Origin of the sequence: Sedimentisphaera cyanobacteriorum, assembly GCF_001997385.1 — a bacterium.
In the GTDB taxonomy this organism is placed as follows: Bacteria; Planctomycetota; Phycisphaerae; order Sedimentisphaerales; family Sedimentisphaeraceae; genus Sedimentisphaera; species Sedimentisphaera cyanobacteriorum.
Genome location: NZ_CP019633.1, coordinates 2,525,198 through 2,542,096, shown reverse-complemented (window position 1 = coordinate 2,542,096; position 16,899 = coordinate 2,525,198). Strand labels below are relative to the sequence as shown.

Here is a 16,899-nt window from a genome sequence, read left to right as displayed (position 1 = left end):
TCCTCAGCAAGAGGCTTACGCTGAAAATGAAAGATTGAATTTTCTTCTTCGTGTGTTTCGTGCAATTCGTGGTTTATAAAAAGCACAAAGAACTAACTCCCGCTCAAAAACGCGTGAGCCTTTGGGCGGGAATTCTTATTATCTACTCCTTTCTGCGCAGGAGATACAATCAAGTTATTTTAATTATCCTATTTTTTTGAAAGGACTTCACTATGAACAAATTTTCTGTTTTATCTTTGGTTTTCGCTGCTTCATTGTCTTTCGGGAAGCTTCCGCCTACCGCATGGGAAACGGTTGATTTTTCATGGACTGGTAACAGCGGCTATGATGTGCTGGGTTCAATGACGTACGATTCGGATTTGGATATCATCTCATATTCAAAAGGTTCCGGCAGCGGGATCAATAACTTCGAGGTAAGTATTTATGATTCTTCTAATGAATTTCTGGGTTCTTTCTCAAATGTAGTTAACAATACAGTCAACTACAGCGCTTTTTCAATCTTTTTCGATACAAATGAGCTTACTTTTGGAGACGAGACAGATATTGTTGCCTTCGGTTCAAATATTTTCACTTTTCAATACTCCGCAACCGAGCCTCATTTCACACTTAATAATGCACAGACACTTGAATTATTGGACAGTTCATCGGAAGGAATGAATGCTGTACCGGAACCTGCAACAATGGCGCTGCTTGGCATCGGCGGATTTATCCTCCGCAAACGCAGAGCATAAGTACGAATAATCTTTGGATTTTTTGGGCTTGCAATTTGTTTGAATCACGAAGGGCGCGAAGGGCTCGAAGGATTTTTGTAATTTGTTTAAACCACCAAGGGCACGAAGATTTTTATTATAAATTGTTTTACAGCAAGCTCTTACATTCAAATAAAATCTGTGCAATCAGCGGGAATCTGTGGATAAAAAAATCAATTGAAACCATATCCCCTTCGTGTGTTTCGTGTGCTTCGTGGTGAAAAAAACATAAAATCTGTAGGTAATAAATTTTACCAAAAACACGTCCTTTTAGTGCGATTGGAGGTTTAAATCCAATTCCCCTCACTGAAAAAACAATGTACACTGCCTAAATAACGACCCTGTAAGTTTCGTTAAAAATACCGTCCGCCAACTGAAATCCTGCCGGATAAATAGATTTAAAAATCCAGCGAAAAAGCGATAATAATATGCTTTAGAAGATAATAATATTTCATCCTCTGGAGAAAATATGAGAATATCAGTAGAAGAAGTTTACGAAACCGTAAAAATGACCGCAGAGTACAGCTTCGACATCCGAACTGTTACTCTGGGGATAAACCTAAAAGACTGCATCAGCAGAGACCAAAACGAGATGAACGCCCTGATATACGATAGGGTCTTAGAAATGGGCAGCAGGCTCAACAAATATGCAGACGAGCTTGAGTCCAGATACGGAATTCCGATTATCAACCGGCGCATTTCTATAACCCCCACCTCGATTCTGCTAGAACCTCTGCCTTCGAAAATCGAATCGGTCGTGAGCCTTGCAAAAACGCTCGACAAGGCCGCAGAGAAGGCAAACATCGATTTTATCGGCGGCTTCGGCGGTCTAATGCAGAAAGGTATGACCAAAGCGGACAAACTGCTTATGCGGGCAATGCCCGATGCCCTTAACCAAACCAGCAGGGTATGCGGCTTTTTCAATCTCGCCTCCACGCTTGCAGGTATGAATATGACAGCAATCAAGGAAACCGGCGAGATGCTCAAAAACCTCGCAGCAAAGGGCAAAGACGGTATAGGCTGCGCGAAGTTTGTGGTGTTTGCGAATGTCCCGGAAGACAATCCTTTTATGGCAGGGGCTAATCACGGCGTAGGCGAGCCGGACTGCTCGCTGAATATAGGGATATCCGGGCCGGGAGTAGTTCGGGCGGTGGTGGCAGAGAATCCAGACTGCAGCCTCACAGAGCTGTCTGAGGTAATAAAGCGCACGGTTTTCAAGATTACCCGCGCAGGCGAGCTTACCGGCAGGGAGATGGCTGAGATGCTCGGCGTGGAATTCGGGATTGTAGATATCTCGCTCGCCTCCACTACCGCTGTGGGCGATTCTGTGGCGGAGATAATCGAGGCGATGGGCGTTAGCAGGATGGGAAGGCCCGGGAGCACTGCCGCCCTTGCACTGCTGATTGATGCAGTGAAGAAAGGCGGGGCGATGGCCTCGGGAAACGTAGGCGGGCTAAGCGGGACGTTTATCCCCGTAAGCGAAGACCTCGGGATGATAAGGGCTGTAGAGCAGGGAGCTTTGAATCTCGAAAAGCTCGAAGCGCTTACCTCCGTATGCTCTGTGGGGCTGGATATGTTTGCCCTGCCCGGCGATACGCCGGCAGAAGTGCTCAGCTCTGTGATAGCCGACGAGCTGGCGATTGGTGTAGCCAACAACAAAACCACAGGCGTTCGCGTGATTCCAGTTCCCGGGATGAAAGAGGGAAACTGCGCAGATTTCGGCGGACTGCTCGGAAGAGCTCCGATTATGAGAGTTCCCATGGAGGCATCGCCTGCATTCATAGAAAGAGCAGGAAGAATTCCCGCCCCGATTAAAGCTCTGCGGAATTAACTTTAAAATGAACAAAGGGCGAACCTTTCTTTGCTCGCCCTTTGCGTTTTCAAGGAGGCTTTTGAAAACTGTTATGCCATTAATTCTTCTGCCAAGTCAACTGCGCTTGCGGCGTCTTCTGAGTAGCCGTCTGCGCCGATTTTATCCGCAAAGCCCTGAGTTACAGGGGCTCCGCCTATCATTACCTTGCAGTCCAGTCCGGCTTCTTTCATCGCCTTAACGCCCTTCTCCATTGCAGGCATTGTTGTAGTGAGCAGTGCGCTCATCGCCACGATCTCCGCTCCGCTCTCTTTAGCTGCCTGAACGTACTTATCAGGTGAGCAGTCAACGCCGAGGTCAACCACATTGAAACCTGCTCCTTTTAGCATCATAGCCACGAGATTCTTGCCTATATCGTGCAAATCGCCCTGAACAGTACCGATAACTACAGTACCTTTGGGCTCTACGCCGGATTTAACCAGCTCAGGTTCGAGAAGCTCCATTGCTCCCTTCATCGCTCTTGCTGCAATGAGAACCTCAGGGATATAAACTTCGTTATTCTTAAATTTCTTTCCAACTACCGCCATACCTGCAACAAGACCATTACTGAGCACCACATCCGGGCCCATGCCTTCTTCGATAGCTTCTTTAGTAACATTTACTGCGGTGCTCTGATCACCGCCAATGATGGCGTCAGCCAACGCTTGTAAATCTGCCATATAAATACCTCTTTAAAATAAAAATTAACATATCCGCAGGATATAGTAGGGAAGATAGCGGTACAAAGCAAGGGTTTCAGCAAAATTTTGTTAAAAGAAAAACTAAAAAAGCATATTATTGCAAGTTAAGAGCAGGAAAGTTACATTTTGCACTAAGTTGCTTTCCGTTTTTTTGTAATCCTTTTGCAAGTTGAAAGGATATGAACGATCCTTTCGTTGTGAGGCGGGTGTGTGGAGAAATATTTCATATAATCGTCTCGAGCTGGATTCTTATCGCCCAGGGCTTTCATCATCCTCGCACCTGCAGCAGGGTTAAACCCCGCTGCGTAAGAGAGATACACTGCAAATTCATCCGCCTGAGTTTCCTGCTTTCTGCTGTAGTTTTTTATAAAGAAATCCAGACCGGCATTTTTTATTACAGGTGCGAACTTACCCTTTGCCGGCACGGTTTTCAGTGTATTTACAGCATACTCGTTTATCGTCCTGTGGAAGCAGTGCCGCTTTACTACGTGCCCCATTTCGTGAGAGAGGATAAATGCGAGCTGATTTTTATCTGTTCCGCAGAGGTCTATGAGGCTGTCTGCGACGAAGATAAAGCCGCCGGGTATGGCAAAGGCGTTCGGTGTTGGGTCTGAGTATAGGTAGAAATGGAATTTCCAGTTTTTATCAGAGACCTTGCTCCCCAACTTTGTGCCTATGCCTTTGATAAGACTGGCAAAAGAGGTGTTGGAGTTGAGGGTGAGTTTTTCGGCCACCTCGCTATAGAGATCGAGCCCAAGCTCATACTCTGCCTTGATGCTCTCTTTGCTGCCCTCAGACATCGTTTTGTAGAGCCATTTTGCCTTGCGGAATTTCGGGCCGAGCTTCCTGCCGAGCCCGTAAGCTAAATTGCCAAAAAATCCGGCCATATTACCTCCCCGTCTGTTTCTGCTCTGGAAAAATGTTTAATCTCATACCATTATTATCCAGCAAAAAGCTTATTTATCAAGGTTAAACTAAAAGACGAGCTTAGGTCAGATGTTCGTGCTTATCAAAAACAGAGCAGAAAAATATCGCCCCCGATTTCCCGCAGCCACAGCCGATTTGAGCATACGATAAGGATTTACGGTATAAACAAAGCCGCAGTCAAAAACGTTTGCAAAAAATAATTGCAGCAAGAAGCCGCTGAAACTTATTTACTGCTCAGCATTTGAAAAGGGTCTTGTGTTAAAGGCCCTGTTTGACAGTACTCACTCAGGCTTTTTTGTTTTTATTTGCTTTAGCTTTCTGAAAACGAAGGTGAATATGCACCCCATAAACGGCATAACAATCACGGTTGCAAATCCGTAGGTGTAGAGAGTGAGCAGAAATGCCGCGAATACCGTTAGAATGAGCTTGAGCATTAAGCCGTGTTCGCTTCCTGTCATAGCGAGGCTCGAGAGGACAGATTCCCGCACTGTCATTTTCGTTTCGGCAATAAAGAAAAGCGCAAAAATCATCCTCATCACCAGATAAGCCGAGATTCCGAATGCAATTACAGTGCCCGTTCCTCCGGCAATTCCGCCCAGCCCGAGCACTTCTGCGGCAAACACCGGCACAAGCGCAGCAATATGCATCGCAAAGTAGCAGCCTAAAACTTTCCAGAAACAGTCTGAGCAGTTTGTGAGCGTTGCTGCTGAATGCTGCTTTTCTTCTATCATCGCCCCGACGATACGTATAAGCCCTGTTATCAGACAAACTCCGATAAGCTGCGTAACCACTGAGAGCATAAATATAACTGCAAGCGAGTTTGCCGAGAGCTTTTTGAAAAACTTGATAAGGTCGGTGTTTTCCCCGTAGCCCTGCGAGAATAGATAAACCACAATCGGCACCTGAGCTAGGGTCATTATGATAAAGAAGATCCCGCCGTATTTAAGAAGTCCCTGCCAGTTGGCCTTGTAGAAATCGTAAGCCTTGTTGACCAATTCAAAATAATTCAGTTTTTTCCCGTCGTCCATATATCCCCGTAAAATAATTTTTCAAAACCAGAACGGTAATTTAATCGAAATAGCCGCATTCTTCAATCACTTTAAATAGCTCTCTTCCGAGAGGAGCTCCGTCTCTTGCTCCGCTCTGCCCGCCTTCAATGATAACTGCAATCGCAATCGTGGAATTTTCCGCCTCGATGTAGCCTGCGAAAAGGGCGTTTTCCGGGTTCTGGGTGGAGCCGGTTTTCCCGTAGATCTCAATGTCCAGCTCTAATAGGTCAGAGCCCTTAAACTGCTTGTATGCTGTGCCGTGTATCTTGTTCACCACCATCCAGAGCCCCTTTTGAACATTTTCAACCGTTGACTCAGACCATCCCAAATCCTGCTTTCTCCGCGGTTCGGAGATGTTGGAGTAAATTACGGGCCTTTCAAACACTCCGTCCCTCGCAATTGAGGCGTAGAGGTTTGCTATTTGAAGAAGGCTCACGCGCAGATTCCCCTGCCCCATTCCGAACCATCGCCGCTCGCTGCTGCTCAGCGGAGGGATGCCCTCAATGTCCCTGCCTTCGGGGGTGTCGTATCCGCTCCATATTATACCCCGAGATTCAGGCAAATTCCTGTCTTCTGAAGGCATATTCTCAACCTTCCAGCCAACGAGAGAAAAATCTATCGGGCATAGTATTTCCCTTCCGAAGCCTGAATTGAAGAGGTGTTTCTGGAGCTTTAGCGGTGCGAGCCGGTGGGCGGCCTTTGTGAAATACACATTGCAGCTTCCCCGAATGGCGTTTCTGCCGTTATTGCCGCCTTCGCCTTCAAACTGGTAATCATGGCAGCTTCCAAGCCTCTGAAGCCAGCATCGCGGCCAGTTCTCATCGGCAGGCAGAGAGCAGCTTATCGTTTCATTAATTCCAACTTCTCCCTCCTCAAGGGCAGCTGCGAGAATAAGCGGTTTTATCGTAGAACCAGGCGGATAAAGCTTTTCGAAAGCCTTGTTAACTGAAGGTTTGTTTGGGTCTGAGATTATCTGGTTGTAGTTTTGTCTTGCTTTTTGCAGGTTGAAGCTAGGCTGTGAAACAGCGGCAAGGATCTCCGATCTGCGTGCATCAATAACCACCGCATTGCAGATTTTATCGCTGTTTGGGTTTCTCAGGGGGTCGTTGAGCAGTTTCTCAATTTTTTCCTGAAGTTTGATATCCAGAGTAAGCCGAACGTTGTCGCCGAATTCCCTTGGCTTCTGCTCGGGGGGCTTATCCCGTTTTCTGTACACAATCTTCCCCCGTCTGCCCCTTAAAAACGGCTCGCAGATCCTCTCTGTCCCTGCAAACCCTGCCACTTCCTTTTCTCTGTAGCGAATCAGTTCATCATTCTTGAAAAGTTCTTTATCGGGCTGGGAAGGATTAACCCAGCCGATAATCTGCGATGCGGTTTTACCGTAAGGATATTTTCTTCTGCCTCTGGTGGATATCTTTACTTCCGGATTGGAGGAAAGGGTGTTTTGAGCGTGATAAATCTTGTCTTGCGAGATATCGGCTATTGGAAACCATTTCTTTTTCATCTCCCAGAGATCATTTACAAAGGCCTCTTTAGCAAGTCTTTCACGTTTTGGGAGGCTGTCGAAATCTGAGATTGAGCTGGAATTGGGAAAGTTTCTTCTCCAAGCGAAATACCTCCTCAAACGCCACATTCTGTCGTTTATTTCAGATATTCTCTGCTTAATATCCTCAAGTCCTGCCGGCGAGTATTTCTCTGCATATTCGAGGACGGTATCAAGAAGCTCAATATCCGAGGCGAGCTGATCCTCCCAATACTCCCTCGCCTTCTCTAAGCTCACCCCTTTATCTTCCGAGCGGACAACAGCGTTGGCCTGCCAAAACCTCTCGTCAAGCAGTCTTGAAAGCTCATAGCGAATCATTAGCTGGAATACAGGACTGTCAACAGCGAGCTTTTCCCCGAAACGGTCGGTAATGCTGCCGCGAACTGTAGGCAAGACCTGCGCCGATTTAACACCCGTACGCGAGATCTGGTCTCTGGTAGCCTCGCAATGGACTAACTGGAGGTTTATCAGCCTCCCTGCGGTTATGCAGAGAAGAAAGATAAACACTGCCACTATAAACTTGATTCTGCCTTCGTACATCTAAAAAGTCTGCCTGATTAGTATTTGCATTGGAGAAAACTGCATGGATATAGTCTTGCTTTCAGTGGTCTGGGTTACAAGCATTTTACACCCAAAAATCCGCCTGCTTTTGATAATTCAAGGCTCTTATCAGCAGGAGAGTATTTGTAATATTGTATATTTTCCTCCGGGCAAATCAAAGATAACACGTTTCTGATTCATCTTCGTCTGCTGGTTGGTTTTAGCATTATTTCCTAACCCCTGCCGGAAACAGAACCCAAGACAGAGATAAAAAGCTTGATTGCTGAAGATTTCAGCCTTAGCGAGAGGATTTTCGGTAAGTTTTTTTACCCGAATCAATTAGATTTTCCAAAATAATATGATAAGCAGTTGACATGTCTCAATGGTTGCATTAAAATAACCAAAGTTGCAGTCTTAGCTAACTGCGGCGGGAAATGTCTAATTAATTATAAAGACACGTGAGTGTCTTTTTTTTGTGAACAAATTACTTATAGCGGGTTTATGCTTCGTTATACTGAGAAAAATATTTTTGGCAAAGGCGATTGCAGATGATTACGTAATTGCTCCGTTTTTCGAGCTGCTGCGGCAGGCGGCGGTGTATATTTTTGTCAGTTATAGAGAGGCGGCGCCCGTGGGTTCCGCTTTTTTGTTTTTATATGGAACGGAAAAAATATGAATCAGGAACTTGTCAGGATAATAGAGAATATAGCCAGAGATAAGAATATAGATCTGGAGTCGCTTTTTCAGGATCTGGAAACTGCAATGGTTTCTGGTGTGCGCAAATACTACGGCGTTCAGGATGCCGAGTACACCATCCATATAGACAGAACAAGCGGAGAGATAACTGCATATATGGACGATGAACTGCTTGATATAAGCGTTATGGGCAGGATAGCTGCCCAGACCGTTAAGCAGGTGATGATTCAGCGGATTAAAGCAGACGAGAGAGGCAGCATCTTTGCCGAATTTGTACAGCGTAAGGGCGAAATAATTACGGGTGCTGTTCTGCGCAAGGAACGCCGCAAGAAAATCGTCGTAGGTCTGGGAAATCGTGTTGAGGCAGAGCTGCCCAAAGAGGAACAGATTGCAGGCGAGAATTTCCGCCCTGGCGAAACAGTACGTGCTCTTGTAACAGAGGTTAAAGAGGGGACGAGTCAGGTAAGGATTATCCTGTCTCGAACACACCCGGATTTTGTACGAAGGCTGTTTGAGCTTGAGGTCCCGGAGATTGCAGACGGTATCGTGGAAGTTCGCTCGCTCTCAAGAGAAGCAGGATACCGCACAAAGATTGCTGTTGAATCTGTTGACGACCGCATAGACCCGATAGGTGCTTGCGTGGGCGTTCGAGGCAGCAGGATAAAGAGCATTGTAGATGAGCTCAGCGGGGAGAAGATTGATATTGTACCTTGGAGCGAGTCTTCTCAGGCATTTATAATCAACGCCGTAAAGCCGGCGGCTGCATCGGAGATTACGCTCTGTTTTGAGCTGGGCAAGGCGGTAGTAGTGGTACCTGAAGACCAGCTCAGCCTCGCTATCGGCAAGCACGGGCAGAACGTACGTCTTGCCGCAAGGCTTACAGACTGGGATATTGAAATCCTTACACCTGATGAATATAATGAAAGCGTAGATACACTTAACAGTGCCCTTGAACATCTTTTAGAGGATGAGCCGAGGCTTGTAGATGAATTGATAGCCTTGGGCATAATCTCCCTCGATGATCTTGATGAAGTAGGCAGTGAGCCGCTCGTTGAGGAGCTCAATTTTGAGCCCGGGCTTGCCGAGAAGGTTATAGAGGCCGCAAGAGAAAAGCTCAAAGAGGAATTTCCGGAGCAGGCGGAAAACGATGGTCAAGCCGCTGAGCAGAAAGATGCTCAGCAGGAAGATGAGCAGACAGAGCAGCAAGCAGACCTGCAAGAGAATCCGGAAGAATAAAAGTTTCAGGGTTTCGAGCCCAAAAAGGGAGCAATAATTTGGCAAAACCGGTAACAAGAGTTCATATTTTAGCTAAGGAACTTGGCGTTAAAAGCAAGGTGATTGTGGAAAAATGCCAGGCAGAGGGTATGGATGTGAAAAATCATATGTCAACCCTGTCTGCCGGACGCGCAGCTACAATCAGAGAATGGTTCTCGGCAGGTGAACATAAAACTACTGTGGAAACCGCTGCTCCCGTTGATGATAAATACAGAGTAAATGAGCAGAAGAAAAAGACTGTCCAGTCTGAAGCTTCTTCAGAAGAAGATAAGTCTGAACAGCAGGAAGTTCAAGAGCAGAAAGCTCCTGAGCAAAAGCCCATCCCGAGAAGCAGACTAACTGGCAAAACATCCACAAGGCATAAGACTGCCGCCAAGGCTGAAAAGCCGGAAGCTGAAGAACATAAGCCGGAAGAAAAGAAGGAACAGACCGCTTCACAAAAGAGGTCTGCCTCTGATGAGCCTGAGCAGAAGAAAACCGACGATGGAAAACAACCTCAGATGGTCGAGCTTCCAAAGGCTGAAGACATCAAACCAGCAGGGCCAAGGCTTGATTCCCCGGCTCCTGCCAAGCTGAGCGGGCCGAAGGTTGTGAGGATGGAATCTGTTCACAAACCAAGGCACCACAAAAAAAGGCCGGGTAAGAAGGGCGAAGAAACAAAACCGCATTTCAAAAAGAAACCTCAGACAGCTCCTCAGCCTGTACCAGAATCTGCTCAGCCCCAGCCGGTGAAGAGCAAGAAGGATAAGAAAAAGAAAGAACACAAAGGCGGAGAAGAGGAAAAAATCAAAATACCTAAAATTGCTAAGAAAAGCAAGCTGAGAGGTCGGGATGTTGAGGAAAGAAAAGCCCGCCTTGCAGCTGCAAGAGGCAAGAAAGTCGGTTTCAAAACTCCCCGCAAAATAGAATCCAAAAAGAAGGGTGAGCAGCAGAAACCTGCTGAGCAGCAGCGTCCCAAGAAGGCCTCTATATCAGAACCAATTAGTGTTAAGTCTCTTTCATCTGCACTTGCCGTTAAGGTGAACGATATAATCCTTCAGCTTATGAAGCAGGGTGTTATGGCAAATGCCAATCAGAGCATCTCTGTAGAGGCAGCCGAGCTTGTTGCACTTGAATTTGGTGTAGAGCTTGAGATTGAACACCAGAAGACGATAGAAGAACAAATCAGCGAGGAATTTGAAAACCGTGAGCGAAATGAAGTTAAGCGTCCAGCAATCGTAACGATGCTCGGCCACGTTGACCACGGAAAGACCTCGCTGTTGGACAAGATTCGCTCGGCATCTGTTGCCTCAGGCGAGGCAGGCGGAATCACCCAGCACGTAAGCGCTTATCAGGCGGAAATTGGAGGCAAGAAGGTAACCTTCCTCGACACTCCCGGCCACGCTGCCTTTACCTCAATGCGTGCAAGGGGAGCGAATATGACAGACATTGTTGTTCTCGTGGTAGCAGCGGACGACGGGGTGATGCCTCAGACTGTTGAAGCTATCCGCCATGCTCAGGCTGCTGAAGTTCCGATAGTGATAGCATTGAACAAGATAGACATCCCGGGCGTTGATACCAACAAAATTTACGGTCAGCTTGCCGAGCACGACCTAGTGCCCACAGAATGGGGCGGGCAGACCGATGTAATAAAAACCAGCGCCGAAACAGGCGAAGGAATCAGCGAGCTTGTAGAACACTTAGACCTTGTAGCAGATATAAATGAATTCAAGGCCGACCCGGGAATACCCGCTACAGGCTGGGTAGTAGAGGCGAGGATGACCAGCACTCAGGGCGTGGTTGCTACCGTGCTTATCAGGGAAGGCTGCATGAAAAAGGGCGATGTGATCCTTGCAGGAAGCGGCTTCGGACGAATCCGCTCAATGAAAAACAGCTTCGGAAAATCACTCAAGGAAGCGAAGTCTTCAATGCCGGTAGAGGTAACAGGCCTTAGCGATGTGCCTTCTGCTGGCGATAAATTCTTCATCCTCAGAGATATAAACAAGGCCCAGAAGGCCGCAGAAGAGATGAAATCTCAGGCAAGAGAACGCAGGCTTTCAAAACGCTCTCAGGTTACTCTCGACAACCTCTTCTCACAGATTGAAGCGGGTAATGTTCAGGAGCTGAAGGTGATTATCCGTGCGGATGTGCAGGGTTCTGTAGATGTGCTTCATAAATACATCTCCGACTTAACCACAGAAGAGATTAGAATTAATATAATCCACTCCGGCGTAGGCGGGGTTACTGAGGGTGATGTTGTTCTGGCTGAAGCATCCGATGCAGTAATTATAGGGTTTAATGTGGTTCCTGATGTGAAAGTAAAGCAGCTTGCTGATGCAAAGGGCGTGGATATAAGGCTTTACAATGTAATCTACAGGATTACTGAAGAGCTCAAGGACGCTATGTCGGGTATGCTCGCTCCTGATGAGGTAGAACAAACCCTCGGCAGGCTGAAAGTCCGAGACACCTTCAGAGTCCCGGGTGTTGGAACTATTGCCGGCTGCTATGTAACCGACGGAAAGGTAACAAGAAACAGCAGAGTAAGACTGATCAGGGATAATATTGTAATAAAAGATAACGCTTCTGTGGATTCATTAAAACACTTCAAGGAAGATGTCCGTGAAATTAAGAGCGGATATGAATGCGGGCTGAAAATTGCCGGCTATGACGACGTGAAAGTGGATGATCAGATAGAAGCTTACGAAATTGTAGAAGTAAAAAGGACTGTAGAATAAGTCCTTAGAAGGCTGGTGCTATATGAACAGTTCCAGAAGGCAGCTTCGGGTGGCCAGAGTTATCCGAGATATTGTAAGCGAGGCTATCAGGGAGCTTCAGGACCCGAGAATAAAGTCGTTTGTAAGCGTCAATTCAGTGGAGTTATCGCCGGACATGCGTTATGCGGATGTTTTCCTGAGCTGTTTCGGCGTTTCGGAAGAAGAAAGCAGGCTTTCATTCAAAGCCATAGCCCATGCAAGGGGCTTTATTCAGTCTGAAATCGCCGGCGAGCTGAAAATGAGATTCTGCCCATTGATAACACTCCATCAGGATGTCAAACAAGACCAGACTAATGAAACGCTGAAAATAATAGATAAGATATCCAAAGAGCTTCACCAGAACGACACCGAGGCTGAAGATAAACCTGAAGAAAAAGAATAGTTGACCCCGAATTAAGGGCAGTTGTAAATGAAAAACTCCAAGCAGTATTCAGAAAAGCTGAAAAAATTTCTTAAAAAGTCTTTGCAAGACAGGAATTACGAATCACCCCAGTTCCCCACCAATACAGACTGCATCGTTAGAGGGATTTTGAGCGAGTTTGTTTCTGAAAAGATGGTGGATAAGTGCATTGAGCTTATGCGTGAGCACTTTGTTGACTGGAACGACCTAAGGGTCTCGAGGAACGAAGAGATTATTTCTATTATTGATAATGCAGGGGTAAACCCTGATTTGCAGAGAGAGATCTCCGACGCCCTTATAAACACCCTAAACTCTATTTTTACAAATCTCGACAGAACCACCCTCGAAGAGCTTGATGAAGCCGGCAAAAAGCAGGCCAAGCAGATACTTGATGATGTGGGCGGAATCTCTGAGTTTGCAATAGATTATGTACTGCTCTTCCTCAAGCATTCACACGTTTTGCCTGTAAATCAGAGCATTGAAGATATGCTCAAAAGCGAGCAGCTCGTTCATCCAGACTCCAGCAGGAGAGAAATAAAAAATTTCGTTGTAAGGCAGATTACCAGCAAAGATACAGAAAAAACTTTTTATATGCTCAGAGAGCTTGCTGCTGAGTATGAAGAAAAAGAAATGAAAAAGAAAAAGTCTTCTGAGAAAAATAAGACTGCCTCGAAGAAAACCAGCAAGAAAACAGCAAAGAAGAAGGCATCTGGAAGCTCGGCAAAGAAAAAGGCTGCTGCTTCTGATAAGAAAGCCGCAAAGAAATCGGCTGGAAAGGCATCCCCGAAGAAGTCTCCTGCAAAGAAAATTTCAACGAAAAAGGCCTCTTCGAAAAAGACTGCCTCAAAGAAGAAATCATCAGACGCTGAGAGCTCTGAAAAAGCAAAACCTGCTTCAAAAACCAAGACAGCCAAGAAATCCGCAAAAAAGGCAGCTAAGAAAACGACTAAAAAGACAACCAAGAAAACCGCAGACAAGAAGAGCTCTTCAGCAGCGAAGAAGAAGGCATCTGGAAGCTCTGCCAAGAAAACTGCTTCCAAAAAGACCTCAGCATCCAAGAAAACTTCTTCAAAGAAAACCGCTTCTAAAAAAACTGCTTCCAAAAAGAAAACTGCAGCGAAGAAAACTTCAGGCAAGACTTCAAAAAGCGTATCTGCCGGCAAAAAGGCTTCCGCTAAAACAAAGAAGACAAGAAAGAAAAGCTGAACTGAACGTCTCATATTTGAGATTTGTAACATATAACGATTTTAATTTAAGGAATTAACATAAATGGCAGGTCATTCACACTGGGCTGGAATTAAACACAAAAAAGCTGCAAACGACGCCAAACGCGGCAAAATATGGAGCAAGATTTCCCGCTTGATTATGGTAGCCGCCAAGAACGGCGGTGGCGATCCGAACACGAATCTGCCCCTGCGTTACGCCATCGACAAGGGCAAGCAGGCCAATATGCCCAAAGATACTATCGAAAAGGCCATCAAAAAGGGCACCGGCGAGTTCGGGGCTGTGAGCTTTGAGGAAGCGTTGTATGAGGGCTACGCGCCTGGCGGTGTGGCTGTAATGGTTGATGCACTTACAGACAACAGAAACAGAACAGCCCCCGAGATCCGGAAGCTCTTTGAAAAGAGAGGCGGTTCTATGGGAACCAGCGGCTGCGTAAACTATATGTTTGCCAAGAAGGGCGTAATCCTTATTTCTGCTGATAAGGCTGATGAGGAAGAGCTTATGGATCTTGCCCTAAGCAGCGGGGCGAATGATATGGAAAATCACGGCGATATGTACGAGATAAACTGCGCTCCTGAGGCATACAACGACCTCAAATCAGCGATAGATGATGCCGGCATTGAAGTGGAAAGCGCTGAGGTTTCTATGATTCCAGATAACAACGTGGAAATATCAGACCCCGAGAAGGCAAGGAAAATTCTTGCTCTGATAGAGTCTTTCGAAGAGCACGATGATGTGCAGAACGTGTACTCGAACTTCGATATACCCGATTCTGTTATGCAGCAGATTGAGTCTTAACGGCTCTCCGCCTGCTCAAAAGTCTTGAGAGACCCGAAAACAGACCGATAAAACTGCCAATAGCTGGAAGATTCCCCGAGAACTTGCATTAGCTGATGGGTGTCGTGTTTTACACTATCTAAAATTGTAAACTCATGAGGGATATCAAGCGCCTCCAAATGCCTGTGGAATTCGATATTCGCCGGCAGGCAATAGTCTTTTTCGCCTATAATCTGACGGATTTGAAGATTTTTGCGAATCTTCTCTGCGTTTTTCTCTGCAAGATAAAGCGGGCTTAATCTCTTGAAGTATTCCTGATCTGAGCCGTAAATTTTCCTTAGAACCCGCCCTCGGGTGCGGGCATTGCCTTCCGGCCCTCTCTCAGGGACGAATACCTCCTGAAGCGGCCCTGCCCCGCGCATCGAAACAGCGCAGAAGAGCTCGGGGTATTTGAATCCAAGCCTTGCAGCTCCGTATCCGCCAGCGCTGTGGCCTGCAATCAAACGCCCTGAATTATCGGCGATTGTTCGGAAATTTTTGTCTATATGCGGGATAAGCTCCTTGATAACGAGCGATTCTACTGGGGTTTTCCCGTCTTTCGAATCCACCCACATTCCCTTTCGAAGACCGTTGGGATATACAATAATCATTGGCGGTATTTTGCCTTCCTGCATAGCTGTGCCGAAATGCTTTGAGATCGCCGCAGGCCCTCTGCCTCCGCCTGCCCTGTAATCTTGTGAAGGCTTTCCCCCGCTCCCGTGAAGCCAGTACATAACTGGCAAACGCTTCTCCGGACTCTGATAATACTGCTTTGGCAGGTAAATATGAAAGCTGGCCTCCCCTTCGATTATATCGCTCTGAAAGGTTTTGTGTTCCAAGCCCTCTGCCTTTAACGCCTTTGAAACCCATTCTATGCAGACCTCATTTCTCCCGCTCCCTGCCGATAAAGCCAGCTGAAGAAGAATTACAAACAATATAGTAACGTTTTTCATATTTTCTCCCTTTATAAAAGATCTGCTCCGTTTTGAGCATCAAGAATAACATTGTTCGGCATATAAGACGAGATAAAATCGCTGTTCATTTCAATAAATATAACGCTTTACTTCAAGCGGCAAGGCTAAAAGTTTTTTTCGATTTTTCTAAAAAAAGCTTTGAACGTGACGAATTAGTGGTAGAATGGCTGTAGATAATTTTGTATTGTTTTTAGGTTTTAAAGGAGAATAAAATGAAGTATCTTATTTTTTTAGTATCAATCCTCTTTATCGCAGCAACAGTTTCTGCTGTCTGGGATCCGGCAAGCGATATAAACAACGACGGAATTGTTGACATTGAAGATTTCTCTCGCCTCTGTATGCACTGGCTGGAAGTTGAGTTTGTTCAGGTACCTGATGTTGAAGGGATGGTTTATAATGATGGCGAAGCTGCCATACTCTCTGCCGAGCTGATTGTGGGAACTTTATCACAGCGATACCACGATTCTGTTCCGAAGGGGTATATTATCAGCCAAACTCCCGCCGGCGGTGAAAATGTTTCCCCGGGCAGTGAGGTTGATCTGCTTGTCTCTGAAGGTGCTGTTGGCGATCCCCTCGGAATGACTTGGGTTTATATCGAGGATGACGGGTCTAATATGAAAGACCCAAGCGGCAACTCGATCGACGGTCAAGGCGGTTTCACAGGTTATATGAGCAAATACGAAACCACAAACGCCCAATACTGCCAGTATCTTAATGAAGCTGCTGCAAGCGGGGATATTAAATTGGTTGACGGCTTAATTACAGGCGCAGACGAACAGAACGACCTTGTATATTACGATACCACCAACCCCTCAAGTCAGATTGCATGGTCTGGCGAGGTTTTCTATGTGGAAACGTTCGAAGGGCAGGATGTTACCGGATTTCCCGTTGCTTGCCTGAGCTATTATGGAGCAAAGGCCTTCTGCGACTACTACAGCTGGTATCGACTGCCCACAGATTTTGAATGGCAGGCGGCTGCAGATTTCGACGGGTCATACGTGTATGCAACTGGAGCATCGATAGATTTCTCCAAAGCCAACTATTCAGGCGGCGGGACTTTCGCCAATCCTGAAGGCTTCTCAGCCTTTCCGTACACATCTTCAGCAGGTTATTTCGGCGAGTTTGGCTACGGGCTCTGCGATATGTCAGGAAATGTTTGCGAATGGACAGATTGCGGCGCTGTCGGCAATTACAAAACCTTGCAGGGCGGCGGCTGGAGCAACGATAAGATCTATTGCACTGTTTCACTTAAGATTTATCAGCAAAAAGCCTTTATGAGCCATAACTACGGCTTCAGAGCTGCTCTGGATGAATAATTTCAGCCGCTGATACGCCAGCCTGTTTTATATTTCACGAATTCATTACTACTGTGAATTCTCAGCGGAATAGATCTGCGCATTACA

Annotated in this window: 13 protein-coding genes; 8 read left to right on the top strand and 5 right to left on the bottom strand. The window is 46.4% G+C overall.

Going from position 1 to position 16,899, the window contains the following annotated elements:
- Nucleotides 1–212: 212 nt before the first annotated feature.
- Together L21SP3_RS10220 and L21SP3_RS10215 are read left to right on the top strand one after the other, a co-directional pair.
- Nucleotides 213–731, top strand: coding sequence for a PEP-CTERM sorting domain-containing protein (locus tag L21SP3_RS10220; RefSeq protein ID WP_077541196.1), 519 nt, complete (start codon nt 213–215; stop codon nt 729–731).
- Between the two features lie 487 nt (nt 732–1,218).
- On the top strand, nt 1,219–2,580 hold the full coding sequence (locus L21SP3_RS10215) for a PFL family protein (RefSeq protein ID WP_077541193.1): 1,362 nt from the start codon (nt 1,219–1,221) through the stop codon (nt 2,578–2,580).
- Nucleotides 2,581–2,651: 71 nt separating this feature from the next.
- On the opposite strand, the gene L21SP3_RS10210 is transcribed toward L21SP3_RS10215, so the two are convergent.
- The 4 genes from L21SP3_RS10210 to L21SP3_RS10195 all read right to left on the bottom strand — a co-directional run bounded on the left by L21SP3_RS10210 (nt 2,652) and on the right by L21SP3_RS10195 (nt 7,358).
- Nucleotides 2,652–3,278 carry a corrinoid protein gene (locus L21SP3_RS10210; protein ID WP_077541191.1) on the bottom strand — a complete coding sequence of 209 codons (627 nt, stop codon included), beginning with the start codon at nt 3,276–3,278 and terminating at the stop codon, nt 2,652–2,654.
- 152 nt (nt 3,279–3,430) lie between these two features.
- The gene (locus tag L21SP3_RS10205; RefSeq protein WP_077541189.1) at nt 3,431–4,186 is read right to left on the bottom strand and encodes a M48 family metallopeptidase; all 756 of its coding nucleotides are present in this window, start codon (nt 4,184–4,186) and stop codon (nt 3,431–3,433) included.
- A 321-nt stretch (nt 4,187–4,507) separates the two neighbouring features.
- Complete coding sequence (locus L21SP3_RS10200; protein ID WP_077541187.1) at nt 4,508–5,254, bottom strand: hypothetical protein; 747 nt, start codon at nt 5,252–5,254, stop codon at nt 4,508–4,510.
- Between the two features lie 40 nt (nt 5,255–5,294).
- Complete coding sequence (locus L21SP3_RS10195; protein WP_077541185.1) at nt 5,295–7,358, bottom strand: penicillin-binding transpeptidase domain-containing protein; 2,064 nt, start codon at nt 7,356–7,358, stop codon at nt 5,295–5,297.
- Nucleotides 7,359–8,030: 672 nt separating this feature from the next.
- Here L21SP3_RS10195 and nusA point away from each other — a divergent pair.
- The 5 genes from nusA to L21SP3_RS10165 all read left to right on the top strand — a co-directional run bounded on the left by nusA (nt 8,031) and on the right by L21SP3_RS10165 (nt 14,504).
- Entirely contained in the window at nt 8,031–9,290 is a 1,260-nt protein-coding gene (gene nusA / locus L21SP3_RS10185) for a transcription termination factor NusA (RefSeq protein ID WP_077541181.1), read from the top strand.
- A 38-nt stretch (nt 9,291–9,328) separates the two neighbouring features.
- Nucleotides 9,329–12,043: a translation initiation factor IF-2 gene (gene infB, locus L21SP3_RS10180; RefSeq protein ID WP_161488176.1), complete on the top strand. Its 2,715-nt coding sequence runs from the start codon at nt 9,329–9,331 to the stop codon at nt 12,041–12,043.
- Nucleotides 12,044–12,065: 22 nt separating this feature from the next.
- Nucleotides 12,066–12,464: a 30S ribosome-binding factor RbfA gene (gene rbfA, locus L21SP3_RS10175; RefSeq protein WP_077541177.1), complete on the top strand. Its 399-nt coding sequence runs from the start codon at nt 12,066–12,068 to the stop codon at nt 12,462–12,464.
- A 27-nt stretch (nt 12,465–12,491) separates the two neighbouring features.
- Nucleotides 12,492–13,688: a hypothetical protein gene (locus tag L21SP3_RS11860; RefSeq protein WP_118084547.1), complete on the top strand. Its 1,197-nt coding sequence runs from the start codon at nt 12,492–12,494 to the stop codon at nt 13,686–13,688.
- 63 nt (nt 13,689–13,751) lie between these two features.
- Nucleotides 13,752–14,504, top strand: a complete 753-nt coding sequence (locus tag L21SP3_RS10165; RefSeq protein ID WP_077541175.1) for a YebC/PmpR family DNA-binding transcriptional regulator — start codon at nt 13,752–13,754, stop codon at nt 14,502–14,504.
- Here L21SP3_RS10165 and L21SP3_RS10160 read toward each other — a convergent pair.
- Nucleotides 14,501–15,475 carry an alpha/beta hydrolase gene (locus tag L21SP3_RS10160; RefSeq protein WP_077541173.1) on the bottom strand — a complete coding sequence of 325 codons (975 nt, stop codon included), beginning with the start codon at nt 15,473–15,475 and terminating at the stop codon, nt 14,501–14,503. The two genes, L21SP3_RS10165 and L21SP3_RS10160, sit on opposite strands and share 4 nt — an antisense overlap.
- Before the next feature lie 233 nt (nt 15,476–15,708).
- Between L21SP3_RS10160 and L21SP3_RS10155 the strand changes: the two genes are divergently transcribed.
- The gene (locus L21SP3_RS10155) at nt 15,709–16,812 is read left to right on the top strand and encodes an SUMF1/EgtB/PvdO family nonheme iron enzyme (RefSeq protein ID WP_077541171.1); all 1,104 of its coding nucleotides are present in this window, start codon (nt 15,709–15,711) and stop codon (nt 16,810–16,812) included.
- Nucleotides 16,813–16,899 lie beyond the last annotated feature (87 nt).

Excerpts from the sequence above, each read along its gene's own strand:
- L21SP3_RS11860 (WP_118084547.1), top strand. The coding sequence starts at position 12,492 with ATGAAAAACTCCAAGCAGTATTCAGAAAAGCTGAAAAAATTTCTTAAA.
- L21SP3_RS10220 (WP_077541196.1), top strand. The coding sequence starts at position 213 with ATGAACAAATTTTCTGTTTTATCTTTGGTTTTCGCTGCTTCATTGTCT.
- nusA (WP_077541181.1), top strand. The coding sequence starts at position 8,031 with ATGAATCAGGAACTTGTCAGGATAATAGAGAATATAGCCAGAGATAAG.
- L21SP3_RS10195 (WP_077541185.1), bottom strand. The coding sequence starts at position 7,358 with ATGTACGAAGGCAGAATCAAGTTTATAGTGGCAGTGTTTATCTTTCTT.
- L21SP3_RS10215 (WP_077541193.1), top strand. The coding sequence starts at position 1,219 with ATGAGAATATCAGTAGAAGAAGTTTACGAAACCGTAAAAATGACCGCA.
- L21SP3_RS10160 (WP_077541173.1), bottom strand. The coding sequence starts at position 15,475 with ATGAAAAACGTTACTATATTGTTTGTAATTCTTCTTCAGCTGGCTTTA.
- L21SP3_RS10205 (WP_077541189.1), bottom strand. The coding sequence starts at position 4,186 with ATGGCCGGATTTTTTGGCAATTTAGCTTACGGGCTCGGCAGGAAGCTC.
- L21SP3_RS10210 (WP_077541191.1), bottom strand. The coding sequence starts at position 3,278 with ATGGCAGATTTACAAGCGTTGGCTGACGCCATCATTGGCGGTGATCAG.
- rbfA (WP_077541177.1), top strand. The coding sequence starts at position 12,066 with ATGAACAGTTCCAGAAGGCAGCTTCGGGTGGCCAGAGTTATCCGAGAT.
- L21SP3_RS10165 (WP_077541175.1), top strand. The coding sequence starts at position 13,752 with ATGGCAGGTCATTCACACTGGGCTGGAATTAAACACAAAAAAGCTGCA.
- L21SP3_RS10200 (WP_077541187.1), bottom strand. The coding sequence starts at position 5,254 with ATGGACGACGGGAAAAAACTGAATTATTTTGAATTGGTCAACAAGGCT.
- L21SP3_RS10155 (WP_077541171.1), top strand. The coding sequence starts at position 15,709 with ATGAAGTATCTTATTTTTTTAGTATCAATCCTCTTTATCGCAGCAACA.